Origin of the sequence: Chamaesiphon sp. (assembly GCF_041737865.1) — a bacterium.
Classification (GTDB): domain Bacteria; phylum Cyanobacteriota; class Cyanobacteriia; order Cyanobacteriales; family Chamaesiphonaceae; genus Chamaesiphon.
The window spans coordinates 1-18,034 of the sequence record NZ_JBGSQZ010000151.1 but is presented as its reverse complement, the minus strand read 5'-3'; the positions used below and the strand labels follow the sequence as shown (position 1 = coordinate 18,034).

The following is an 18,034-nucleotide window of genomic DNA, read 5'->3' as shown; positions in this document are numbered from 1 at the left end:
TTAATTGCAAATGCGAACGATTATTTTCTTCTTGGTTGCTGCATTAGCAGAACTCTGTGGTTGCTACGCTTTTTGGACATGGCTGAAAGTAGGGCGTAGTCCACTTTGGAGCGTTCCAGGTCTTTTATCCCTAACTATTTTCGCTGTGGCTTTAACTCAAGTAGATACACCCAATGCTGGCAGAGTATACGCCGCATATGGTGGTATTTATATCCTGTCATCTATTCTATGGTTGTGGTTAATTGAAGGTGTTAAACCGGATCGGTGGGATTTAGTTGGGGTTAGCATTTCTCTCATCGGCACTATGGTGATTTTGCTTAGTCCTCATCGTTCTTGAATTCAAATATCTGTCGATTTTACACTGATACTTATCCTCATATCTAACACTAAAAATGCTTGGAAATATCGTTCAGTGGGTAATTAATCGTCGTTGGCTGGTCGTACTAGCGACAGTTATCGTCTCATTGTGGACAGTTTATGTCATTCCCCAGATGCCGCTGGATGTGTTGCCAGCTTTTGCGCCGCCGCAAGTGGAAATCCAAGCCGAAGCACCCGGACTCGCACCAGAGGAAGTAGAATCCCTAGTAACATTACCGATCGAAAGTGCGATTAATGGTACGCCTGGAGTCACTGCCGTGCGTTCGTCGAGTGCGGCGGGAATTTCGGTGGTGCGGGCGATCTTTACTTCGTCAACTGATACTTATCAGGCGCGTCAACTGATTACCGAGCGACTGCAACAAGCCGTCAGTAAGCTACCCCCAGGAGTTGAAACACCCCAATTATCCCCCACCACTTCTCCTGTCGGTTTGGTGGTGCAATATGCTTTTACCGTCGCCGATGGCGTGAAAGCTACCCCAAATTCCCTGATGGTAGCGCGGCGGATTGTCGATTGGCAAGTTACAAATCGCCTCCTAGCCGTGCCAGGAGTCAGCCAAGTTTTGGTGTTTGGTGGTGACGAGCGACAGTTTCAAGTATTAGTCGATCCGGTTAAATTAGCAGCTTTTAATATTACTCTAGACCAAGTTGCCCAAGCGACTAAAAAAGCGAATGTCAATGCCGCAGGTGGCTTTTTCATTACTCCCGATACCGAGAGATTGATTAGGGGTGTCGGTAGGATTGAATCGATCGAAGATCTCCAAAAATCGACGATCGTATCTCGCAATGGCATCCCCGTTAGATTGCAAGATGTCGCCGATGTTCAAATTGGTGCGGCACTACAACGGGGCGATGGTGGTTTTAACGGTCAGCGGGCAATTATCGTGATGGTGAATAAGCAGCCCAGCATCGATACACCAACTGTCAGCCGTGCGGTAGAAAAAGCAGTTGCCGAAATTAAAGTTGGCTTGCCCAAAGATATCAAAGTTACGACCACTTTTCGTCAAGATAGTTATATCGAATCTTCGGTTGATAATGTTCGTTCCTCGTTGATTCAAGGTAGTATTATCGCCGCAATTATTCTGATTCCATTTTTGTTAAATTGGCGAATTCTGGCGGTATGTCTATTAGACTTTTTCTTGACCTTACTATTTGGGATGTTAGTCCTATCATGGTTGGGAGTTGGTTTGAATACCATGACATTAGGCGGCTTGGCAGTAGCAATTGGGACAGCGATTGATGATGCGATCGTTTATGGTGAAAATACCTATCGTCGCTTGCGGGAAAATAAAGCTGATGGCGATCCACTTACCCCGCTAGAAATCATCTTTGAAGGTTCTCAAGAAGTGCGCGATTCGCTCTTAGGCGCGACGATTATTGGGATTATTGTTTTCTCACCAATTTTTACATTACCAGGAATTGAAGGGAAGATTTTCACCCCGATGGGGATTGCTTACTTAGCAGTCGTTGTCGTTTCTAGTTTAGAATCTTTATTCGTTTCTCCAGCTTTGTGTGCGATTTTACTACCCGCTACTAAGGTGACGCAGCGAGAACCGTGGCTGGCGAGATTTTGTAAGGGAATTTATAGCGCGTGTTTGAATTTCTCGATGAAAAGTCCCCTGTTAATTATGGGGACTGCTACAGTTCTAACCGTTGCATCAATTGTAGTTATCCCTTCATTTGGTAGAGCATTCTTACCAGAGTTTCAAGAACAGACGATGGTAAATACCTTAATTTCTTACCCAACTGTTTCCCTCGAAGGTAGCACCAAAGCAGGCTATACAGTCGAGGAATCATTGAAAAATGATAAGCGGTTTGAATTCATCCAAACTCGTGCCGGACGTGCTGCTGGTGACTCTGAAGCCGCAGGTGTGAACGTCGCTCACGTCGATATCGAACTCAGTAAATTAGGGATGCAAGATCGAGAAGAATCGCTCAAAGTTATGCGCCAAGCCTTCGAGCAAATTCCAGGCGCAGCCGCGAATATTGGTGGGTTTCTACAACATCGGATGGATGAAGTTTTATCGGGGGTGCGAAGTTCGATCGCCATCAAAATTTTCGGTGCTGACTTAGCAGAGTTACGAAAAGTCGGACAACAAATAGAACAACAGATGAAAACAGTCGATGGTGTCGTCGATTTACAACTCGAACCTCAATTTCCAGTACCGCAGATTCAAATTAAATTCGACCGCGATGCCGCTAGTCGTTACGGATATACAGTAGGCGATTTATCCGAGACGATCGAAACTGCACTTAATGGTAGGGTTGTTTCTAAAGTACTAGAAAATCAACAATCCTTCGATTTACTTGTCTGGTTGAAACCCGAAGCACGGCAGAATCTAGATACCATCCGTAATCTCTTAATCGATACTCCCGACAAGCAAAAGATTCCATTGGGTAGCATTGCCAAAATTGAAGAAGGAACGGGGCCGAATACCATCAATCGGGAAAATGTTTCGCGCTTAATCGTCGTTTCAGCCAATGCTAAGGGTCGCGATATTCGCTCGATCGTTACTGAGATCGAAGCTAAAGTTAAAAGCAATGTTCAATTACCGACTGGCTATTTTATTCAATATGCAGGTCAATTTGAAGCTGAAGAACGCGCCACTCAAAACATTTTAGTTTTTAGCGCGATCGCATTTGTTGCTATTACAGTCCTGATGTATCTGTCCGTTAAGTCGATCGCTTCGACACTAATGATTATGATTAACTTACCAATTGCTTTGGTAGGTGGAGTAATTGCCGTGGCTCTGACGGGTGGCGTAATTTCGGTGGCATCTTTAGTAGGATTTGTATCCTTGTTTGGAGTTGCTACACGGAATGGATTACTACTAGTAGATAACTACAATACTAAATATGCCGAAGGAATGCCCATGAAGGACATTATTATCAAAGGTTCGATGGAGCGACTCAATGCGATCTTGATGACAGCTTTAACTTCGGGATTGGGTTTAGCACCGATGGTATTCCAAGGTGGATCGGGACAGGAATTATTACAGCCGTTATCGATCGTTGTCTTTGGTGGATTGTTTACTTCTACAGCGATTACATTATTGGTATTACCCGCTTTATATTCCAAGTTCGGCAAACATTTATTCCCGAAAAAAGAGGAGGAGCCGAAAGCAGAGCAATTTTTCATGCACATGTAATCAGACTAAAAATTAATAATAAGGAGTGAAAAATGATGAAATCGATCGAGACTAGTTTAATTACGTTAAGTACTGTTGGCTTGTTGTTCTTAGGTGCTTGTAGTAGTGGAGATAAAGCTGCTAAAACTGAAACTACCACTGCAAGTTCAACTCCAGCAACGGCAACTAAAACTGAACCGCAGGTGATAAAAGAGGGTGAAAAGCATGATGAAAGCTCTAACCATAAGCATTCAGGGGATAAAGATGGTCATAGTGGACAAGTCGTACAATCGGGTAAATATCATATCGAATTAAAGCCAGATCTCGACAAAGATTCCATTCATTTAGATACAAAGTTACATGGCGAACAGGATAAAGAGATTACTGATGCCAAACTGATCGCTCAAGTCCAGCTACCAGATGGTAGTAACAAAACTCTGCCAATTCTGTATAACACCGAAGAAAAGCAGTACACAGCCAAGCTACCTGCAAGTACGACGAAGGGAGATTATAAAGTTGTCCTTCAAGTCAATGTCAAAGGGGAGAAATTTAATAGTCGCTTTAGTTTTAAACAATAATAGTATGAGCGAATGAATCATTTAGATTCGATTCTCCAGGGGAGAGGCTACGCCAACGAGATTGTCAGCTTGGTAAGTAATGTAATAAGTCTAACATGGTACGCATTCTCTTAATCGAAGACGAACTAGATTTAGGAGCCGAGATCGAACGATTGCTGCAACGTGAGGGCTATGAGATCGATAGAGCGACAAATGGCGATCTCGGTTGGGAATTTTTATCTTCACCAGATATTATCTATGATGTTGCCATTATTGACTGGATGTTACCTGGCATCTCTGGCATTGAATTATGTCGTCGCTTGCGCCAACAGCAGCAATTACCTGTTTTGATGTTAACTGCTCGAAACGATATTCACGATCGCGTGACGGGCTTAGACGCTGGAGCTGATGACTATTTAGCCAAACCATTTAGCACGATCGAATTACTCGCCCGGATTCGCGCCCTCAGCCGCCGCCCAGCTCAATTTCGATCGGTAGAAATTAAGCTGGGAAATTTTAGCCTCGAAGTAGAAACCCAAGTTTTGAGAGCTAGTGAATCTGGTAAAATTTCAGCAGTAACTCTCACTCGGAAAGAATATCAAATTCTTGAATATTTGATGACTCATCCCAGTCAAATTATTCCAGCAGATCGATTACGCGATCGAGCATGGGATTTAGAAACAGATCGAGCTAGTAATGTTTTACCCGCTCAAATTAGATTATTGAGAAAAAAGTTGTCGCACTTACCGATTAGCTTAGAGGTTGAAAATATTCATGGTATTGGTTATCGATTAAATCCACCGACTTCTATTTGAGTATAAGATTGTGCAAACTGGTAGAAATGTCGATCGATTATTCAAACGCAAACGCTGGCTGCTAACTTTAACCTATGCTAGCGTGATGGGCTGTACTTTAGGATTAGTCGGCTATGCGTTCGATCGAATCGTTACCAATCTCAGTTATCGATCGGTAGAAAAAGAGATAGCATCACTCGCTAGTAATATCCACGATAACGTCGAATATAAATTAGCCACACCTGGAAAAATACCAGCAGATCTATATGCTAAAATCCCCGAACTTTGTCCGATTTATTTAGACTGTCAGACTCAACGGGAACAAAAGCATCATCATATATTAGTTAATACCGATCGACATTATGCTAGCTTTATCGATACTTGGGGTAAAACTAGAGCGACGTTAGGTATCTATCCCAATGTCCCAAAACCATCATTAAGTTCTTTAGAAAATTCGCGCTGGGATCATTTTCACGATCGATCGGGGAAAGGTTATCAGCAACTTACTTTAGAAATTCATACCCCCGATAACAAAGTTTGGGGTTATTTACAAGTAGGACGAGATTTGACAGATATCCATGAATATCTGAACAATATCCATTTGTTTCTAACAATTGGCATTATCGCAAGCGAGTTTATTGTCGTTATCGTTAGTTGGTATCTAGCTGGATTAGCAATGCGTCCACTCTCTCAATCTTACCAGCAAATGCAAAAATTTACTGCTGATGCTGCCCACGAGTTACGTACTCCCTTAGCTACATTACAAGTAATTATTGAAAATGGTCGGGCGGAATATGAACATCTGGCTCCATTAACTAATTGGCTCGATCGGATCGAGCGACAAAATATTCGGATTGCTAGCTTAGTCAACGATTTATTATTTCTATCTAGCCTCGATTGCCCAGATAACAAGCCTAGTTTAGAACCATGTTGCTTGACCGAAATCGTGCTAGATTTAGTCGAAGAATTTGCCATTCCTGCAACGGCTAAATCGATCGATATCTGTAGCGATCTCGATCCCGATGGGCAAATTTGGATCGATGGTAATTCCGAACAACTCTACCGGATGGGTGCAAATCTAATCGACAATGCGATTAAATACACCCCCACAGGTGGAAAAGTAGCGATCTCGCTGACTCAGAATCTTAACGATATCTCATTTCAAGTTAAAGATAACGGAATCGGTATTTCTGATACCGATCGAAAACTAATATTCGATCGCTTTCATCGCATTGAATCTAAATCCTCACCACCTCAGCATAGTACGGGATTGGGACTCGCGATCGTTAAATCGATCGTCGATATTCATGGCGGACAATTAACAGTTTGGAGTCAGTTAGGTAAAGGGAGTATTTTTACAGTGAAATTTATTAGCAGTTTGAAGATTAATTAATGCAATTAAAATCGCCAAAACAGATGCCAACTCTGTAAACAAGTTGTCACTAAGCTTTGAGTACCAACATTCGATCGCGAGTCGCCATGACAACAACTTAACTCGATCGATATTAAATGTGAGTATTCTTATCACCTCAAGCTTTGAGGTGATTTTTCATAGCGATCGCCATAGCAAACGCTCATCAAAATTCGGGTCTGAAATAATTAGATACTAAATTTTTGGTAGCTAAATTAGATTAATATTAAATCTAAAATTTCATTAGAGTTGGCATAGTTAATTAATCGATTAAAATTATCACAAGATCTAAGTTTTTGAATCAGGAGATGCTTTTGTTCCAGCCGCTGTGTCAAAGAATTATCCCAAACCCCAACAACTAAGCGATTAGCGTAGATAACCACTCAGTTTAAAATCCGTTCGTGAAATTAAGATGAATTCATCTCAATTTCATCTAGCACTGTCAAACTAGGAACTATCGGCGTTTAGTTGAGCAACTATGGCTATAAATACCAACTCATACACAACTTCATCCTCAAATCTCACTCCAGCCGTTCGCGCAGTGGGGCGAATAAGCTGGCTATTACTACCCATCTGGATCTCGCTAGTATCCCCATCAGCACTCGCTCATGGTGGGCATGGCAATGAATTTGGCTCTCAAGAGGGAACGAAAAGTACTAAGGTGCAGATCGATGGAGCAACGGCTCAACAGATTGGGGTACAAACAGTCGCTGCCAAAACGCAAAGCTTGAATGTCGAAATTTCTGCTACTGGGCAAATCGAATTATTACCTAGCAAAAAAGTAGAAGTCACCGCACCGATTAAGGGCAAACTCGTACAACTACTAGTACAGCCTGGAGCTAGAGTCAAAGCAGGGCAAATCCTCGCGACGCTTTCTAGCCCCGAACTCAACGACTTGCGAACGAGTTCCCTCGAAAAACGATCGACAGCCCTCGCCCTACTTCAACAGGCTCAAACCGATCGCAACCTCGCTCAACAGAGCTACCAGAAAATCGTCGAAATCGCCACCGCTGAAACCAATCAGGCGCGGAGTCAATTAACTGCGGCGCAATCTCGACTGGTGCGAGAGCAACAACTAGTAAAAAGTGGTTCGATTGTGCGAGCGGCGAAAAATAGCTATCAGCGTCAACAACAAATCGCCACCGCCGAAATCAGCTCCGCTCGAACCGAACTAGAGTTAGCCCAGGAACGCTACCAAAAGGATGTAGAACTAGTCAAGAGTGGCGCACTGGCACGCCGTCAGATGTTGGAATCTCAGGCTAAACTAGCCGAAGCGCGAACTGCATTAGTCAAAGCGCAAAGTCAGCCAGGAGTAGCCCAAGCCGAAACGGATTTGCGAAAAGCTGAGACAGATCTGCCCCTGCGAGAATTGCGGGATGCCGAAAAGCAGGTAGCCGAAGCCACAGGGCAATTGGCTAGAGCGATGAACCAAAAATCGGTAGTCGAAGCCCAAGCTCAATTCCAAAGAGCGAATTCAGCCGTAACCGCCGCCCAAACTCAGCTCAGACTCAGCGATGCTAGTTATCAAGGGCGGCTGGCACAACTGGGAAATCGGGCTAATGCTGAGGGGATTGTCACCGTTACCGCCCCGATCGATGGCACAATTGCAGACAGAGAAATTACGATCGGGCAGTCTGTCGCCGATGCTGGTGCTAAGTTAATGACGATTACCGACGATCGTCAGGTGTTGGCAACAGCGAATATCTACGAGCGGGATCTAGGACGATTGAAAATCGGGCAGCAGGTTAGTGTGAAAGTGCCTGGAATGACGGATAAAGTATTTTCAGGTCAAATCTCTCGAATTGGAACGGCAGTGGACTCCCAGAGCCGTGTAGTCCCCGTTCAAGCAACCTTAGATAATAGCCAGGGGCTACTCAAAGCCGGAACCTTTGCCGAAATCAAACTAGCGACGGATAAAGTCACTACCCCAGTGGTGGTAATTCCCGCTAGTGCAGTGGTAGAAGCTAATTTAGAGAAATTAGTCTACGTCAAAAGTGGCGATGGCTATCAGCCCACAACTGTCACCCTCGGACAAACCGTTGGCGATCTAGTTGAAGTCAAAACAGGACTATTTGCTGGGGACTTAGTGGTAAGTCAACGTGCCCCCCAACTCTATGCTCAATCTCTGAAAAAGCAGCCCGCTAGCGAACATAGTGCAGCAGTCAAGCCCGATGCTACCAGTCAAAGTCAACTGCCGCCTTACCTAATTTGGGGCTTGGTACCTGCCGTTGGTATTGTTGGCGGCGGTGCTTTTTTACTGGGGCGCAAAAGCAATCGAGTCACGACGAGCCTAGTCGATCTAATGGAGCCAGAGGAGGAAGTTTCAGACACATTAGCACTGGAAGTAGCTACCGATCGCAACCATTACATTACCGATCGTGAAAATGCGGCAATCGGTATGACTAAGAGCGACGATCGCTAATTTCTGTATACTGGCGCGACGATCGTCAGTTGCTATTTTGCGCGGTTTTACCACAATTACCTCAAACCTAACGGCAGCTAAAAAGTAATTCAGCAAAAGCGGGGCTGTTATGAATCGAATATTTTCGGTAAATCTGCTCTGGGGCTTAGTCCCATTCTTGGGCGTTATTATCGGTGGTGCCTTGTGGCTTAATCGTAGACGCGATCGCCTTGCAGCCGCTTCAATCGAGCCGGAGGAACGAGTGCCAGCTATTTCCGCCGATGAATTATCAATGTCAGAGTCAGATCCCGATCGATATCAGCCGATCGCTATCGATGAGACAGAAGATGATGATGCCGAACCTCCCTATATCGGCTGGTTTTATTAAAATCGTTGACTATTAATTATTATTATGCTCAGTTCGCTAATTAAATGGTCGATCGCCCAGCGGTGGCTGGTGGTATTGAGTGCGATCGTCATTACAATTGCAATTTTTCGGACTATTATTCAAATGCCATTGGATGTATTTCCCACATTTGCGCCGCCGCAAGTGGAAATTCAAACCGAAGCCCCAGGACTCGCACCGGAAGAGGTGGAATCTCTGGTGACATTACCGATCGAAAGTGCCATCAATGGCGCACCAGGAATTAGTGCAGTGAGATCGGCTAGTGCTGCGGGTATTTCGGCGGTACGGGTGGTATTTAATTGGGGCACAGATATTTACCAGGCGCGGCAACTCATCACCGAGCGATTGCAATCGGCGACGAGCAAGCTACCGCAAGGAGTAGATCCACCGCAAATTGCGCCGATTAGTTCGCCGATTGGGACAATTTTAACTTATGCTTTTACAGCTTCCAAGACTAGCTTGATGGAGGTGCGGCGGCTCGTCGATTGGCAAGTTACCAACCGATTATTGGCAGTGCCAGGAGTGACTCAGGTAATTATCTATGGTGGTGATGTCCGGCAGTACCAGGTATTAGTCGATCCAGCGAAACTAATTGCTTTTAATGTCTCTTTGGAAAATGTCTCAGCCGCAGTCGCCGCATCGAATGTGAGTGCGCCTGGAGGATATTCCATTACACCCGATCGAGAGCAATTGATTCGGGGAATTGGTAGGATTGAAGATATTGAAGATCTGCGGCAGTCGGTAATTGTGGCGCGAAATGGGACACCAGTAAAGATTACCGATGTGGCGGATGTCAAAATCGGTGCTGGTATCAAACGCGGTGATGCGAGTGTGAATGGACAAAAAGCGGTAGTGATTATCGTTAATAAACAGCCCCAAGCGGATACGCCAACAGTAACTAAAGCCGTAGAAGCAGCAATCAAGGAGCTGCAAGCAGGTTTGCCCGCAGATGTGAAAATTATCCCCACTTTTCGCCAGGGGACTTATATTGACTCCTCGATCGAGAATATCCGCGAAGCCTTGGTGGAAGGGAGTATTATTGTCGCCCTGATTTTGATTCCGTTTTTGATGAATTGGCGCAATTTGGCAGTCTGTTTGACGGCGTTACCTTTATCGTTATTAATTGGTATCCTTGCCTTAAATTGGATGGGGCAAGGGCTGAATACTATGACTCTGGGCGGTTTGGCAGTGGCGATCGGATCGGCTGTCGATGATGCGATCGTCGATGCCGAAAATGTGTATCGGTGTCTCAGAGAGAATAAATATTCACCTCACCCTCGCCCAGTATTAGAAGTAGTCTTCGATGGTTGTCAGGAAGTGCGCGATTCGGTCTTTGGAGCTACCGTAATTACGGTAGTGGTGTTCGCGCCTATTTTCGCCCTAACAGGCGTAGAAGGGAGTATTTTCGTGCCGATGGGACTAGGTTATTTATCCGCTGTATTGGCTTCGAGTGTTGTTGCTTTGACTGTTACACCCGCATTGTGTGCGATTCTGTTACCTTATGGCTCTTTACCAGAGCGGGAACCGTGGGTGGCGAGATTTTTCAAAGGTATTTATCACTGGTGCTTGGTATTTGCCCTACGTCAATCGGCGTTGATTATTGGTTTCGCGCTGGCGAGCTTAGTAATGGCAATGATATTGGTACCGAGTTTTGGGCGGATCTTCCTCCCCGAATTTCAGGAGCAATCCCTCGTAAACACATTACTTTTATATCCTGGCTCATCCCTGGAAGCGACAAATAGCGCGGCATCAGTCGTCGAAACTAAATTAAAAGGCAACCCGAATATTCAATCCGTGCAGATGCGATCGGGACGAGCAGAGGGTGATGCAGATGCGGCGGGGGTGAATCTTACCCACTTGGATGTGGAACTAACTGACAAAGGGATGGAAGATCGCAAAGGGACAATTGCGATGTTACGACAGGCTTTTGATGGCATCCCTGGAGCCGCGCCGAATGTAGGTGGGTTTATTTCTCACCGGATGGATGAGGTACTATCGGGGGTGCGAAGTGCGATCGCGGTGAAGATTTTTGGCCCCGATCTCGCCCAGTTACGGGATTTAGGACAGCAGGTAAACGCCGTGATGCAATCGGTGCCAGGGATTGTCGATCTGCAATTAGAACCTCAAATTCCGGTAGAGCAGGTACAGATCAAATTCGATCGAGCCGCCGCCGCTCGGTATGGTTTGACGATGAAACATCTGTCTGAAGTCGTCGAGACAGCCCTCAATGGGCGAGTTGTTTCTCAAGTTTTAGAGCAACAGCAAACCTTCGATCTGGTTGTCTGGATGGTGCCAGAAGCAAGACAGAGCCTAGATAATATCCGTAACCTCTCGATCGATACTCCCACGGGTAGCAAAATTCCCTTGGGGCAGGTGGCGACGATTGGCAAAGGCAAAGGGCCGAATACCATCAATCGCGAAAATGTCTCACGGCTGATTACGATTGCGGCAAATGCCCAAGGGCGGGATTTGCGATCGGTTGTCAATGATATTCAAACCCAGGTGAAGCAAAAGGTTCAGGTTCCGGCTGGTTACTATATTCAGTATGCCGGACAGTTTGAAGCCGCAGAACGCGCCAGTCAAAATATCCTCCTCTTCAGCGCGATTTCGGCGGTGGCAATTACCGTTATTACCTATTTTTCTGTCGGCTCGATTCCATCCACCATCATGATTATCATCAATCTACCTCTAGCCTTAGTGGGCGGAGTGGTGGCTGTTGCTTTAACCGATAGTACGATTTCGATCGCTTCTCTAGTTGGCTTTGTGACGCTATTTGGAGTTGCTACACGGAATGGATTACTACTAGTCGATAACTACAATACTAAATTTGCCGAAGGGATGCCCGTCCAAGAAATTTTAATTCAAGGCTCGATGGAGCGACTCAATGCGATTTTGATGACTGCTTTTACATCGGCGTTAGGACTAGCACCGTTAGTATTTCAGGGCGGATCGGGTAAGGAAATCTTGCAACCACTCTCGATCGTGGTTTTGGGGGGACTGTTTACATCTACAGCCTTGACTTTACTCATTCTTCCAGCTTTATATGCACGATTTGGTAAGTATTTATTTCCCACGCAGCGATCGATGAATACTCGTTGACGTAGCCCCTCCCCCAGGAGAATAGATCCAGATCGTTACACACCCTTGTCTAACACGATTTGAGATAACAGTGACAATCTGGTTTTTCTAATAGAGATGCAATCAAAGCATTCGCCGCTACTGCTGCCAGGAGTCCGCCGCCCATTGTGCCTTGAATAGTGATATAAGGTACGCCAACAGCCATCAGTCGCCGTTTGGCAGCAGGAGCATGACTAAATCCGATCGGCATTCCAATTACTAGAGCTGGTTTAATCTGTCCCCGATCGATCGTGTTGCACACAGCCATCAATACCGAAGGCGCATAGCCAATAATTAGGATCGAACGATCTGGAACTCGATCGAGGCGATGTAGCCACTCTTTATCCTGCCAAAATGCTTGCTCCGCTTCAGCTATACCCGTAATGTGAGGGTCGTCGATTAAAGTTTCAACCTCACAGGCTAAATGAGCTAATCGAGTGCGATCGAGTGTAGCAGTCACAGCGGGTATATCGCCCACAATCTGACACCCACTGCTCAGAGCATCCCGCGCTGCGGCGATCGCATCCCCACTCAGTCGGACAAAATTAACCAAGCTCACATCTCCACAAGCTAGCACCAGTTGAGAGAGCAAGTCAATTTCAATCTCCGATCGACTAGAAAGGTCTGGCAAAAGGTGTTGTAGGGATTCCTTGAAGGCTTCGGGGTGAAAACCCTTCGCTCCATCTAGGTGATGCCAAAGTCCTTCGAGTTCCCCCAGTCGATCTTGACTTTCCACTTCCAAGAGTTTCAACTGCGCGATTGCTTCTGCTTGGACGATCTGACAATCCCCATCCCGCCCTAAGATCCCCTCTAATGCCGATGCTGTATGCCGTAGCCGCGCCAATTGTTGAATCACAGACTGGTATTGCTGCTGCAACTGAGCCATCAGGCTGGGACTGAGATCGATACCCGAATCGCTGGTGAGTAGCTGTTGGATATGGGACAACTGAAACCCTTGCCGTTTGAGGGCAACAATCCGCTGTAGCTGTTGAATATTTTGCTGGGTATAAAGTCGGTAATTGCCATCCGATCGCTGGGCTGGTGGCAATAAGCCCAAGGTGTGATAGTGGCGCACCATTCGCGGCGTGATATCCCCGCCCACTGCATCTGTCAGTTCTTTGATTGTTAAATATCGAGCGTCCATATTTTACAAATCTGGATTTACACCTTGACATTAACATCAATGTCAAGGTGTAGGCTATGAAGGCAATCTATTTTTGTGGTTATGTCTTCCCCTGCTGTGTCTAGATCCAGTTGGCAAACACTCTTGAAAGAACATCCCGATGCGATCGCGGCGGGAGTTTGTGCCCTGCTGGTGTTACTCGGTTGGTTTAGTCTCGATCGTGGGTGGCTGGGAGTGAGTTTGCTCATCCTTCCGGCTGCTTATGTCATTGGTGGATATGAAAGCACCCGTGAAGGATTGACTACTCTGTGGCGGGAGAAAGAACTCGATGTAGATCTATTAATGATTGTGGCAGCATTGGGAGCAGCTATCTTGGGGCTATGGCGCAAAGAGTATTATTTCATCGTTGACGGGGCGATGTTAATTCTGATTTTTGCCATCAGTGGAGTGCTGGAGGGCTATGCAATGAGTCGTACCGAGCGGAGTATCCAGGGGTTGATGAGTCTGACTTCCGATACCGCCCGCAAGCTTGTCGATGGGCAAGAGCAAATGGTAGCTGTGGCTGAGTTGCAGATTGGCGATCGCGTTCTCGTTAAGCCAGGAGAGTTGGTACCGACGGATGGGATTGTCACGGAGGGGTTTAGCGCACTTAACCAAGCTCCGATTACGGGCGAATCGATGCCCGTTGAGAAAACAGTGGGAGATGAGGTGTTTGCAGGGACGATTAATGGTACTGGCGCGTTGAAACTCCAGATTCACCAACCGCCGGAGAGTAGTCTGATTCAGCGGGTAATTCGCTTAGTAGAGCAGGCACAGACTGAAATCCCCCCGTCTCAACAGTTCATCGAACGGTTCGAGCGCGGCTATGCCAAAGCGATCGTGCTTATCGGCATTTTACTGGGTACTCTACCACCATTTCTACTTGGTTGGACTTGGGAAGATACGGTTTATCGCGCCCTGGTTTTTCTGGTGGTAGCTTCGCCCTGTGCATTAATGGCAGCAACAATGCCAGCCCTGTTGTCGGGCATCGCTAATGGGGCACGACATGGGATTTTATTCAAGAATGCCGCGCAGTTAGAAGCGATCGGGCAAGTTAAAGCGATCGCTTTTGACAAAACTGGTACCCTGACAATGGGCAAACCTCAAGTCGTCCGAGTCATGGCGGTGGAAAACACAGATAAATTACTCCAAGTAGCTGCTGCTTTAGAAAGTCTGTCCGAGCACCCGATCGGGGATGCGATCGTCCATGCGGCTCAAAAACAAGGCTCGGAATGGACTGAAGCCATTAATGTTCGCTCTGAGCCTGGACGGGGCATTATTGGCAAGGTTGTGGGGAAAATAGCTGTAGTCGGTAAAGCAACTTTTGTCCAAGCTCAAGTAGACCTGATTCCAGACGAATTGACCGAACAGAGCCAGCAGTGGGAGCAAGAGGGTAAAACCGTTGTCTGGGTTGCCTATGCCGAGCGCATTCTGGGAATTATCGCAGTTGCCGATACCGTCAGACCCGCAGCAGCTCGATCGATCGCCCATTTGAAACGGTTGGGGATCGAGCAGATTGTGATGTTGACGGGCGATAACCAGCGCACAGCCGACTCTATTGGCTGGGAAATTGGGATCGATAAAGTATATGCCCAACTGCTACCTGAAGATAAACTTGAGGTAATTCGCCAGCTCCAGCAACAGTACCCTTCAGTGGCGATGGTTGGTGATGGGATTAATGATGCTCCCGCTCTAGCTCAAGCATCTGTCGGAATTGCGATGGGAACGGCGGGAAGTGACGTAGCACTAGAAACAGCAGATGTAGTGTTAATGGCCGATCGGTTGGAAAAACTAGAGTATGCCATTCGGCTCGGTCGTCGCTCTGGGCGGATTGTCAAGCAAAACATCATTTTTGCTCTCAGCTTTATTGTCATCCTGCTAATCGCCAATTTTACTGGCAATATGACCCTACCCTTGGGCGTTCTCGGTCATGAGGGATCTACCGTACTGGTGATTTTAAGTGGGTTAAGATTATTGAAAGATTGACTAAATTACCGACAGGTTTTGCTTTACTTGAAAAAAGTGCGATCTCGATCGAGAGGTCATGTCAATGCCAATCGATCGCACTTGACTAGTTCTTGACTTTTAGGATTTATGATAGACCCGATCGGGTGAGACGAGATCGGGTGAGAAATTAAAGCAGACTTTTAAAATATATCTATAAAATCTCAATTTAACTGATAAGTGCTATATGCGAATTTTACTCGTAGAAGATGACGATCGAATTGCCGATCCGTTAGCTGAAGATTTACGCCATCAAAGCCATGCAGTCGATATTGCTTATGATGGTTTAGCTGGTTGGGAATTTGCTCAAGCAGCCAGTTATGATGTAATTTTACTCGATTGGATGCTCCCTAAACTCGATGGTATCCAACTCTGTCAGCGACTGCGCCAAAGTGGTTGTCAAGCTTATATTTTATTATTAACTGCTAAAGATGCAACTGGCGATAAAGTTTTAGGATTAGATGCTGGAGCGGATGATTATTTAGTCAAACCGTTTGAAGTTGACGAACTAACAGCGAGATTAAGGGCTTTATCTCGTCGTCAGCCGATCTATCAATCGGTAGTATTAAATCATGGCGAGATCGAACTAAATCCCAGCACTCATAGTAGTAATTATGCAGGGACAGCATTAGAATTAACTGCAAAAGAGTATATGCTGCTGGAATATTTTCTCCAGCATCCCACACAAGTTGTTTCTCGGACATCATTGCTCGATAAGCTCTGGGAATTCGATCGCATCTCTGGAGAGCAAACAATCAAAACTCACCTGACTAATCTCCGGCGTAAGCTCAAACAAGCGGGTTGTCAACAAGACCCAATTGAGACAGTTTATGGGGTCGGCTATCGGCTTAGGGATGTTTCGCAATCGAGATAAATTATGTAATTTAGCTTTTAACTAACATTTATATGTTCGATCGCTTACGTTGGCAATTACTACTTTCATATCTGGCTGTATTTACCGCAATCTTGGGAGTATTTGCGATCGCAGTCAGGCTGGTGTTTGGCTATAGTTTCCGTCAGAGCTTGAGTCAAGAATTAGTAATTTTAGCTGAAGTTGCTGCTACTCATGCTGAAATTCAGAACAATCGCCTGATTGTTGGTGATGATTTTACAGATCGCAGTTTAGCTCTACCAGACCGAAAATTTGAGTGGTTCGATCGCCAAAAACGATTAGTAGATAAAGTTGGCAATCTGAATTTAAACTTGCCACTGAATATTGATATTCCAGTTCAATTTAATAAATATCCAGGTCAAAATCCAGATGAAACAATATCGGCAGTCGTACCGATTATCGAGCGCGATAATCGACAGCAAATTGGTTATGTGCGGATTACCCAATCTTTAGAATCACTCGATCGAACCTTCCATCAACTAGATATCGGCTTAATTAGTGGGATGATAATTTCGCTAGCAATTAGTAGTGGCGCGGGAATTTGGCTGACGCGCAGGGCGATGAAGCCCGCTATTAGCAGCTATCAACAATTACAACAATTCACCGCTGATGCCGCCCACGAGCTACGCAGCCCCTTAATGGCAGTCAAAACCAATGCTAGTACCGCTCTTAAATATCCCAATGGCATCCGCTCTGGAGATCTAAAAAAGTTTACAGCGATCGCTAGTGCAACGGAACAAATTATTAACCTGACTGAAGATTTATTAATATTAGCTAGAGCCGAAAAAGATTGTCGTTCCGACAAGCTGCACCAAAGCGACCGCGCGATAGAACAGCTCGATCTGACTCTACTTCTACAACAAATAGCAGCAACATATCGATCTCAACTCGACGCGAAATCTCTAGAATTCGATCTCACTATTCAATCGAATTTGTCAGTTCGGGGATATATTAGCAGTCTCGATCGTCAAGCAATGCCTTTAATCGGTCGAGTGTTTATCAATCTCATTGAAAATGCCATTCACTATACGCCATCGGGCGGCAAAATTAGTATTTTAGCTCATCAGATCGAGCGACAGGTTGAGATTAGGATTAGCGATACTGGGGTGGGAATTGCTGCTAATGAGCTAGAGCGAATCTTCGATAGATTTTGGCGAGGAGATCGATCGCGTACCCGTTGGGCAGGTGGTTCGGGCTTAGGATTGGCAATTGCTAAATCGATCGTCGAGCAGCATCAGGGTTCGATCGATGTTCAAAGTAAATTAGGTGAGGGTAGTCAGTTTATCGTCAGATTGCCTGCTATTTTCTCTTCTAGTTAAGTAAGACTTGAATTAAAACATTAGTGATTTTTTTCTACAGGCAATTTAGCCGCCGTCCAAGCATTCCAAGAACCAGGAACATTGACTACTTTCTCAAAGCCATGTTTTTGGAGTAAACTGGCAGCAATTGAAGCGCGATAACCACTGCCACAGTAAGTTGCAATAGTTTGATTTTTGTCTAACTCATCTAGATGTTCTTCTAAATGCGGGACGTAGATGTGTTTAGCACCAGGCACGTTACCGTTTTTAAACTCATCATCCCCTCTTACATCCAGCACTGTTACATCAGGATTATCTTTCTGCTTGTTTAACTCCTGCACAGTCCATTGTGACTTCCGGCATAACTTGGCGCAGTTGTAAACCATAAATTGGCTTCAATCTAACGAAAACACGTCGTTTCAGGCAATGGGACAGATAAGGTTTTCCATCATAACTTGGCGTTGAGTTCCTAATTTCAATCATAATAAG

Annotated in this window: 12 protein-coding genes and 1 pseudogene; 11 read left to right on the top strand and 2 right to left on the bottom strand. The window is 45.6% G+C overall.

Going from position 1 to position 18,034, the window contains the following annotated elements; all coding sequences use genetic code 11:
* Positions 1-10: 10 nt before the first annotated feature.
* The 8 genes from ACEW9J_RS11455 to ACEW9J_RS11420 all read left to right on the top strand — a co-directional run bounded on the left by ACEW9J_RS11455 (position 11) and on the right by ACEW9J_RS11420 (position 12,171).
* Entirely contained in the window at positions 11-337 is a 327-nt protein-coding gene (locus ACEW9J_RS11455; RefSeq protein ID WP_373545249.1) for a YnfA family protein, read from the top strand.
* Between the two features lie 55 nt (positions 338-392).
* Positions 393-3,524 carry an efflux RND transporter permease subunit gene (locus tag ACEW9J_RS11450; RefSeq protein ID WP_373545248.1) on the top strand — a complete coding sequence of 1,044 codons (3,132 nt, stop codon included), beginning with the start codon at positions 393-395 and terminating at the stop codon, positions 3,522-3,524.
* A gap of 32 nt (positions 3,525-3,556) precedes the next feature.
* Positions 3,557-4,081, top strand: a complete 525-nt coding sequence (locus ACEW9J_RS11445; RefSeq protein ID WP_373545247.1) for a hypothetical protein — start codon at positions 3,557-3,559, stop codon at positions 4,079-4,081.
* Between the two features lie 95 nt (positions 4,082-4,176).
* A complete protein-coding gene (gene rppA / locus ACEW9J_RS11440; protein ID WP_373545246.1) occupies positions 4,177-4,875 on the top strand; it encodes a two-component system response regulator RppA in 699 nt (232 codons plus the stop codon).
* Between the two features lie 10 nt (positions 4,876-4,885).
* Positions 4,886-6,247 (top strand): two-component system sensor histidine kinase RppB, encoded by a 1,362-nt coding sequence (gene rppB, locus ACEW9J_RS11435; RefSeq protein WP_373545245.1) that lies wholly within the window; start codon positions 4,886-4,888, stop codon positions 6,245-6,247.
* Positions 6,248-6,743: 496 nt separating this feature from the next.
* The gene (locus tag ACEW9J_RS11430) at positions 6,744-8,687 is read left to right on the top strand and encodes an efflux RND transporter periplasmic adaptor subunit (protein WP_373545244.1); all 1,944 of its coding nucleotides are present in this window, start codon (positions 6,744-6,746) and stop codon (positions 8,685-8,687) included.
* Between the two features lie 109 nt (positions 8,688-8,796).
* The gene (locus ACEW9J_RS11425; protein ID WP_373545243.1) at positions 8,797-9,054 is read left to right on the top strand and encodes a hypothetical protein; all 258 of its coding nucleotides are present in this window, start codon (positions 8,797-8,799) and stop codon (positions 9,052-9,054) included.
* Positions 9,055-9,078: 24 nt separating this feature from the next.
* Positions 9,079-12,171, top strand: a complete 3,093-nt coding sequence (locus tag ACEW9J_RS11420; RefSeq protein WP_373545242.1) for an efflux RND transporter permease subunit — start codon at positions 9,079-9,081, stop codon at positions 12,169-12,171.
* Positions 12,172-12,220: 49 nt separating this feature from the next.
* Here the strand turns inward: ACEW9J_RS11420 and ACEW9J_RS11415 are convergent, their stop codons facing one another.
* Complete coding sequence (locus ACEW9J_RS11415) at positions 12,221-13,333, bottom strand: precorrin-8X methylmutase (RefSeq protein WP_373545241.1); 1,113 nt, start codon at positions 13,331-13,333, stop codon at positions 12,221-12,223.
* An 81-nt stretch (positions 13,334-13,414) separates the two neighbouring features.
* Here ACEW9J_RS11415 and ACEW9J_RS11410 point away from each other — a divergent pair, with 81 nt between their 5' ends.
* The 3 genes from ACEW9J_RS11410 to ACEW9J_RS11400 all read left to right on the top strand — a co-directional run bounded on the left by ACEW9J_RS11410 (position 13,415) and on the right by ACEW9J_RS11400 (position 17,566).
* Positions 13,415-15,337: a heavy metal translocating P-type ATPase gene (locus ACEW9J_RS11410; protein WP_373545240.1), complete on the top strand. Its 1,923-nt coding sequence runs from the start codon at positions 13,415-13,417 to the stop codon at positions 15,335-15,337.
* A 205-nt stretch (positions 15,338-15,542) separates the two neighbouring features.
* Positions 15,543-16,229 carry a response regulator transcription factor gene (locus tag ACEW9J_RS11405; protein WP_373545239.1) on the top strand — a complete coding sequence of 229 codons (687 nt, stop codon included), beginning with the start codon at positions 15,543-15,545 and terminating at the stop codon, positions 16,227-16,229.
* A gap of 32 nt (positions 16,230-16,261) precedes the next feature.
* Positions 16,262-17,566 carry a sensor histidine kinase gene (locus tag ACEW9J_RS11400; RefSeq protein ID WP_373545238.1) on the top strand — a complete coding sequence of 435 codons (1,305 nt, stop codon included), beginning with the start codon at positions 16,262-16,264 and terminating at the stop codon, positions 17,564-17,566.
* 20 nt (positions 17,567-17,586) lie between these two features.
* Here ACEW9J_RS11400 and ACEW9J_RS11395 read toward each other — a convergent pair.
* Positions 17,587-17,895 (bottom strand): annotated as a pseudogene (locus ACEW9J_RS11395) (rhodanese-like domain-containing protein); the annotation flags it as partial.
* Positions 17,896-18,034 lie beyond the last annotated feature (139 nt).

Excerpts from the sequence above, each read along its gene's own strand:
- rppA (WP_373545246.1), top strand. The coding sequence starts at position 4,177 with ATGGTACGCATTCTCTTAATCGAAGACGAACTAGATTTAGGAGCCGAG.
- ACEW9J_RS11410 (WP_373545240.1), top strand. The coding sequence starts at position 13,415 with ATGTCTTCCCCTGCTGTGTCTAGATCCAGTTGGCAAACACTCTTGAAA.
- ACEW9J_RS11415 (WP_373545241.1), bottom strand. The coding sequence starts at position 13,333 with ATGGACGCTCGATATTTAACAATCAAAGAACTGACAGATGCAGTGGGC.
- ACEW9J_RS11400 (WP_373545238.1), top strand. The coding sequence starts at position 16,262 with ATGTTCGATCGCTTACGTTGGCAATTACTACTTTCATATCTGGCTGTA.
- ACEW9J_RS11420 (WP_373545242.1), top strand. The coding sequence starts at position 9,079 with ATGCTCAGTTCGCTAATTAAATGGTCGATCGCCCAGCGGTGGCTGGTG.
- ACEW9J_RS11405 (WP_373545239.1), top strand. The coding sequence starts at position 15,543 with ATGCGAATTTTACTCGTAGAAGATGACGATCGAATTGCCGATCCGTTA.
- ACEW9J_RS11445 (WP_373545247.1), top strand. The coding sequence starts at position 3,557 with ATGATGAAATCGATCGAGACTAGTTTAATTACGTTAAGTACTGTTGGC.
- ACEW9J_RS11425 (WP_373545243.1), top strand. The coding sequence starts at position 8,797 with ATGAATCGAATATTTTCGGTAAATCTGCTCTGGGGCTTAGTCCCATTC.
- ACEW9J_RS11430 (WP_373545244.1), top strand. The coding sequence starts at position 6,744 with ATGGCTATAAATACCAACTCATACACAACTTCATCCTCAAATCTCACT.
- ACEW9J_RS11450 (WP_373545248.1), top strand. The coding sequence starts at position 393 with ATGCTTGGAAATATCGTTCAGTGGGTAATTAATCGTCGTTGGCTGGTC.
- ACEW9J_RS11455 (WP_373545249.1), top strand. The coding sequence starts at position 11 with ATGCGAACGATTATTTTCTTCTTGGTTGCTGCATTAGCAGAACTCTGT.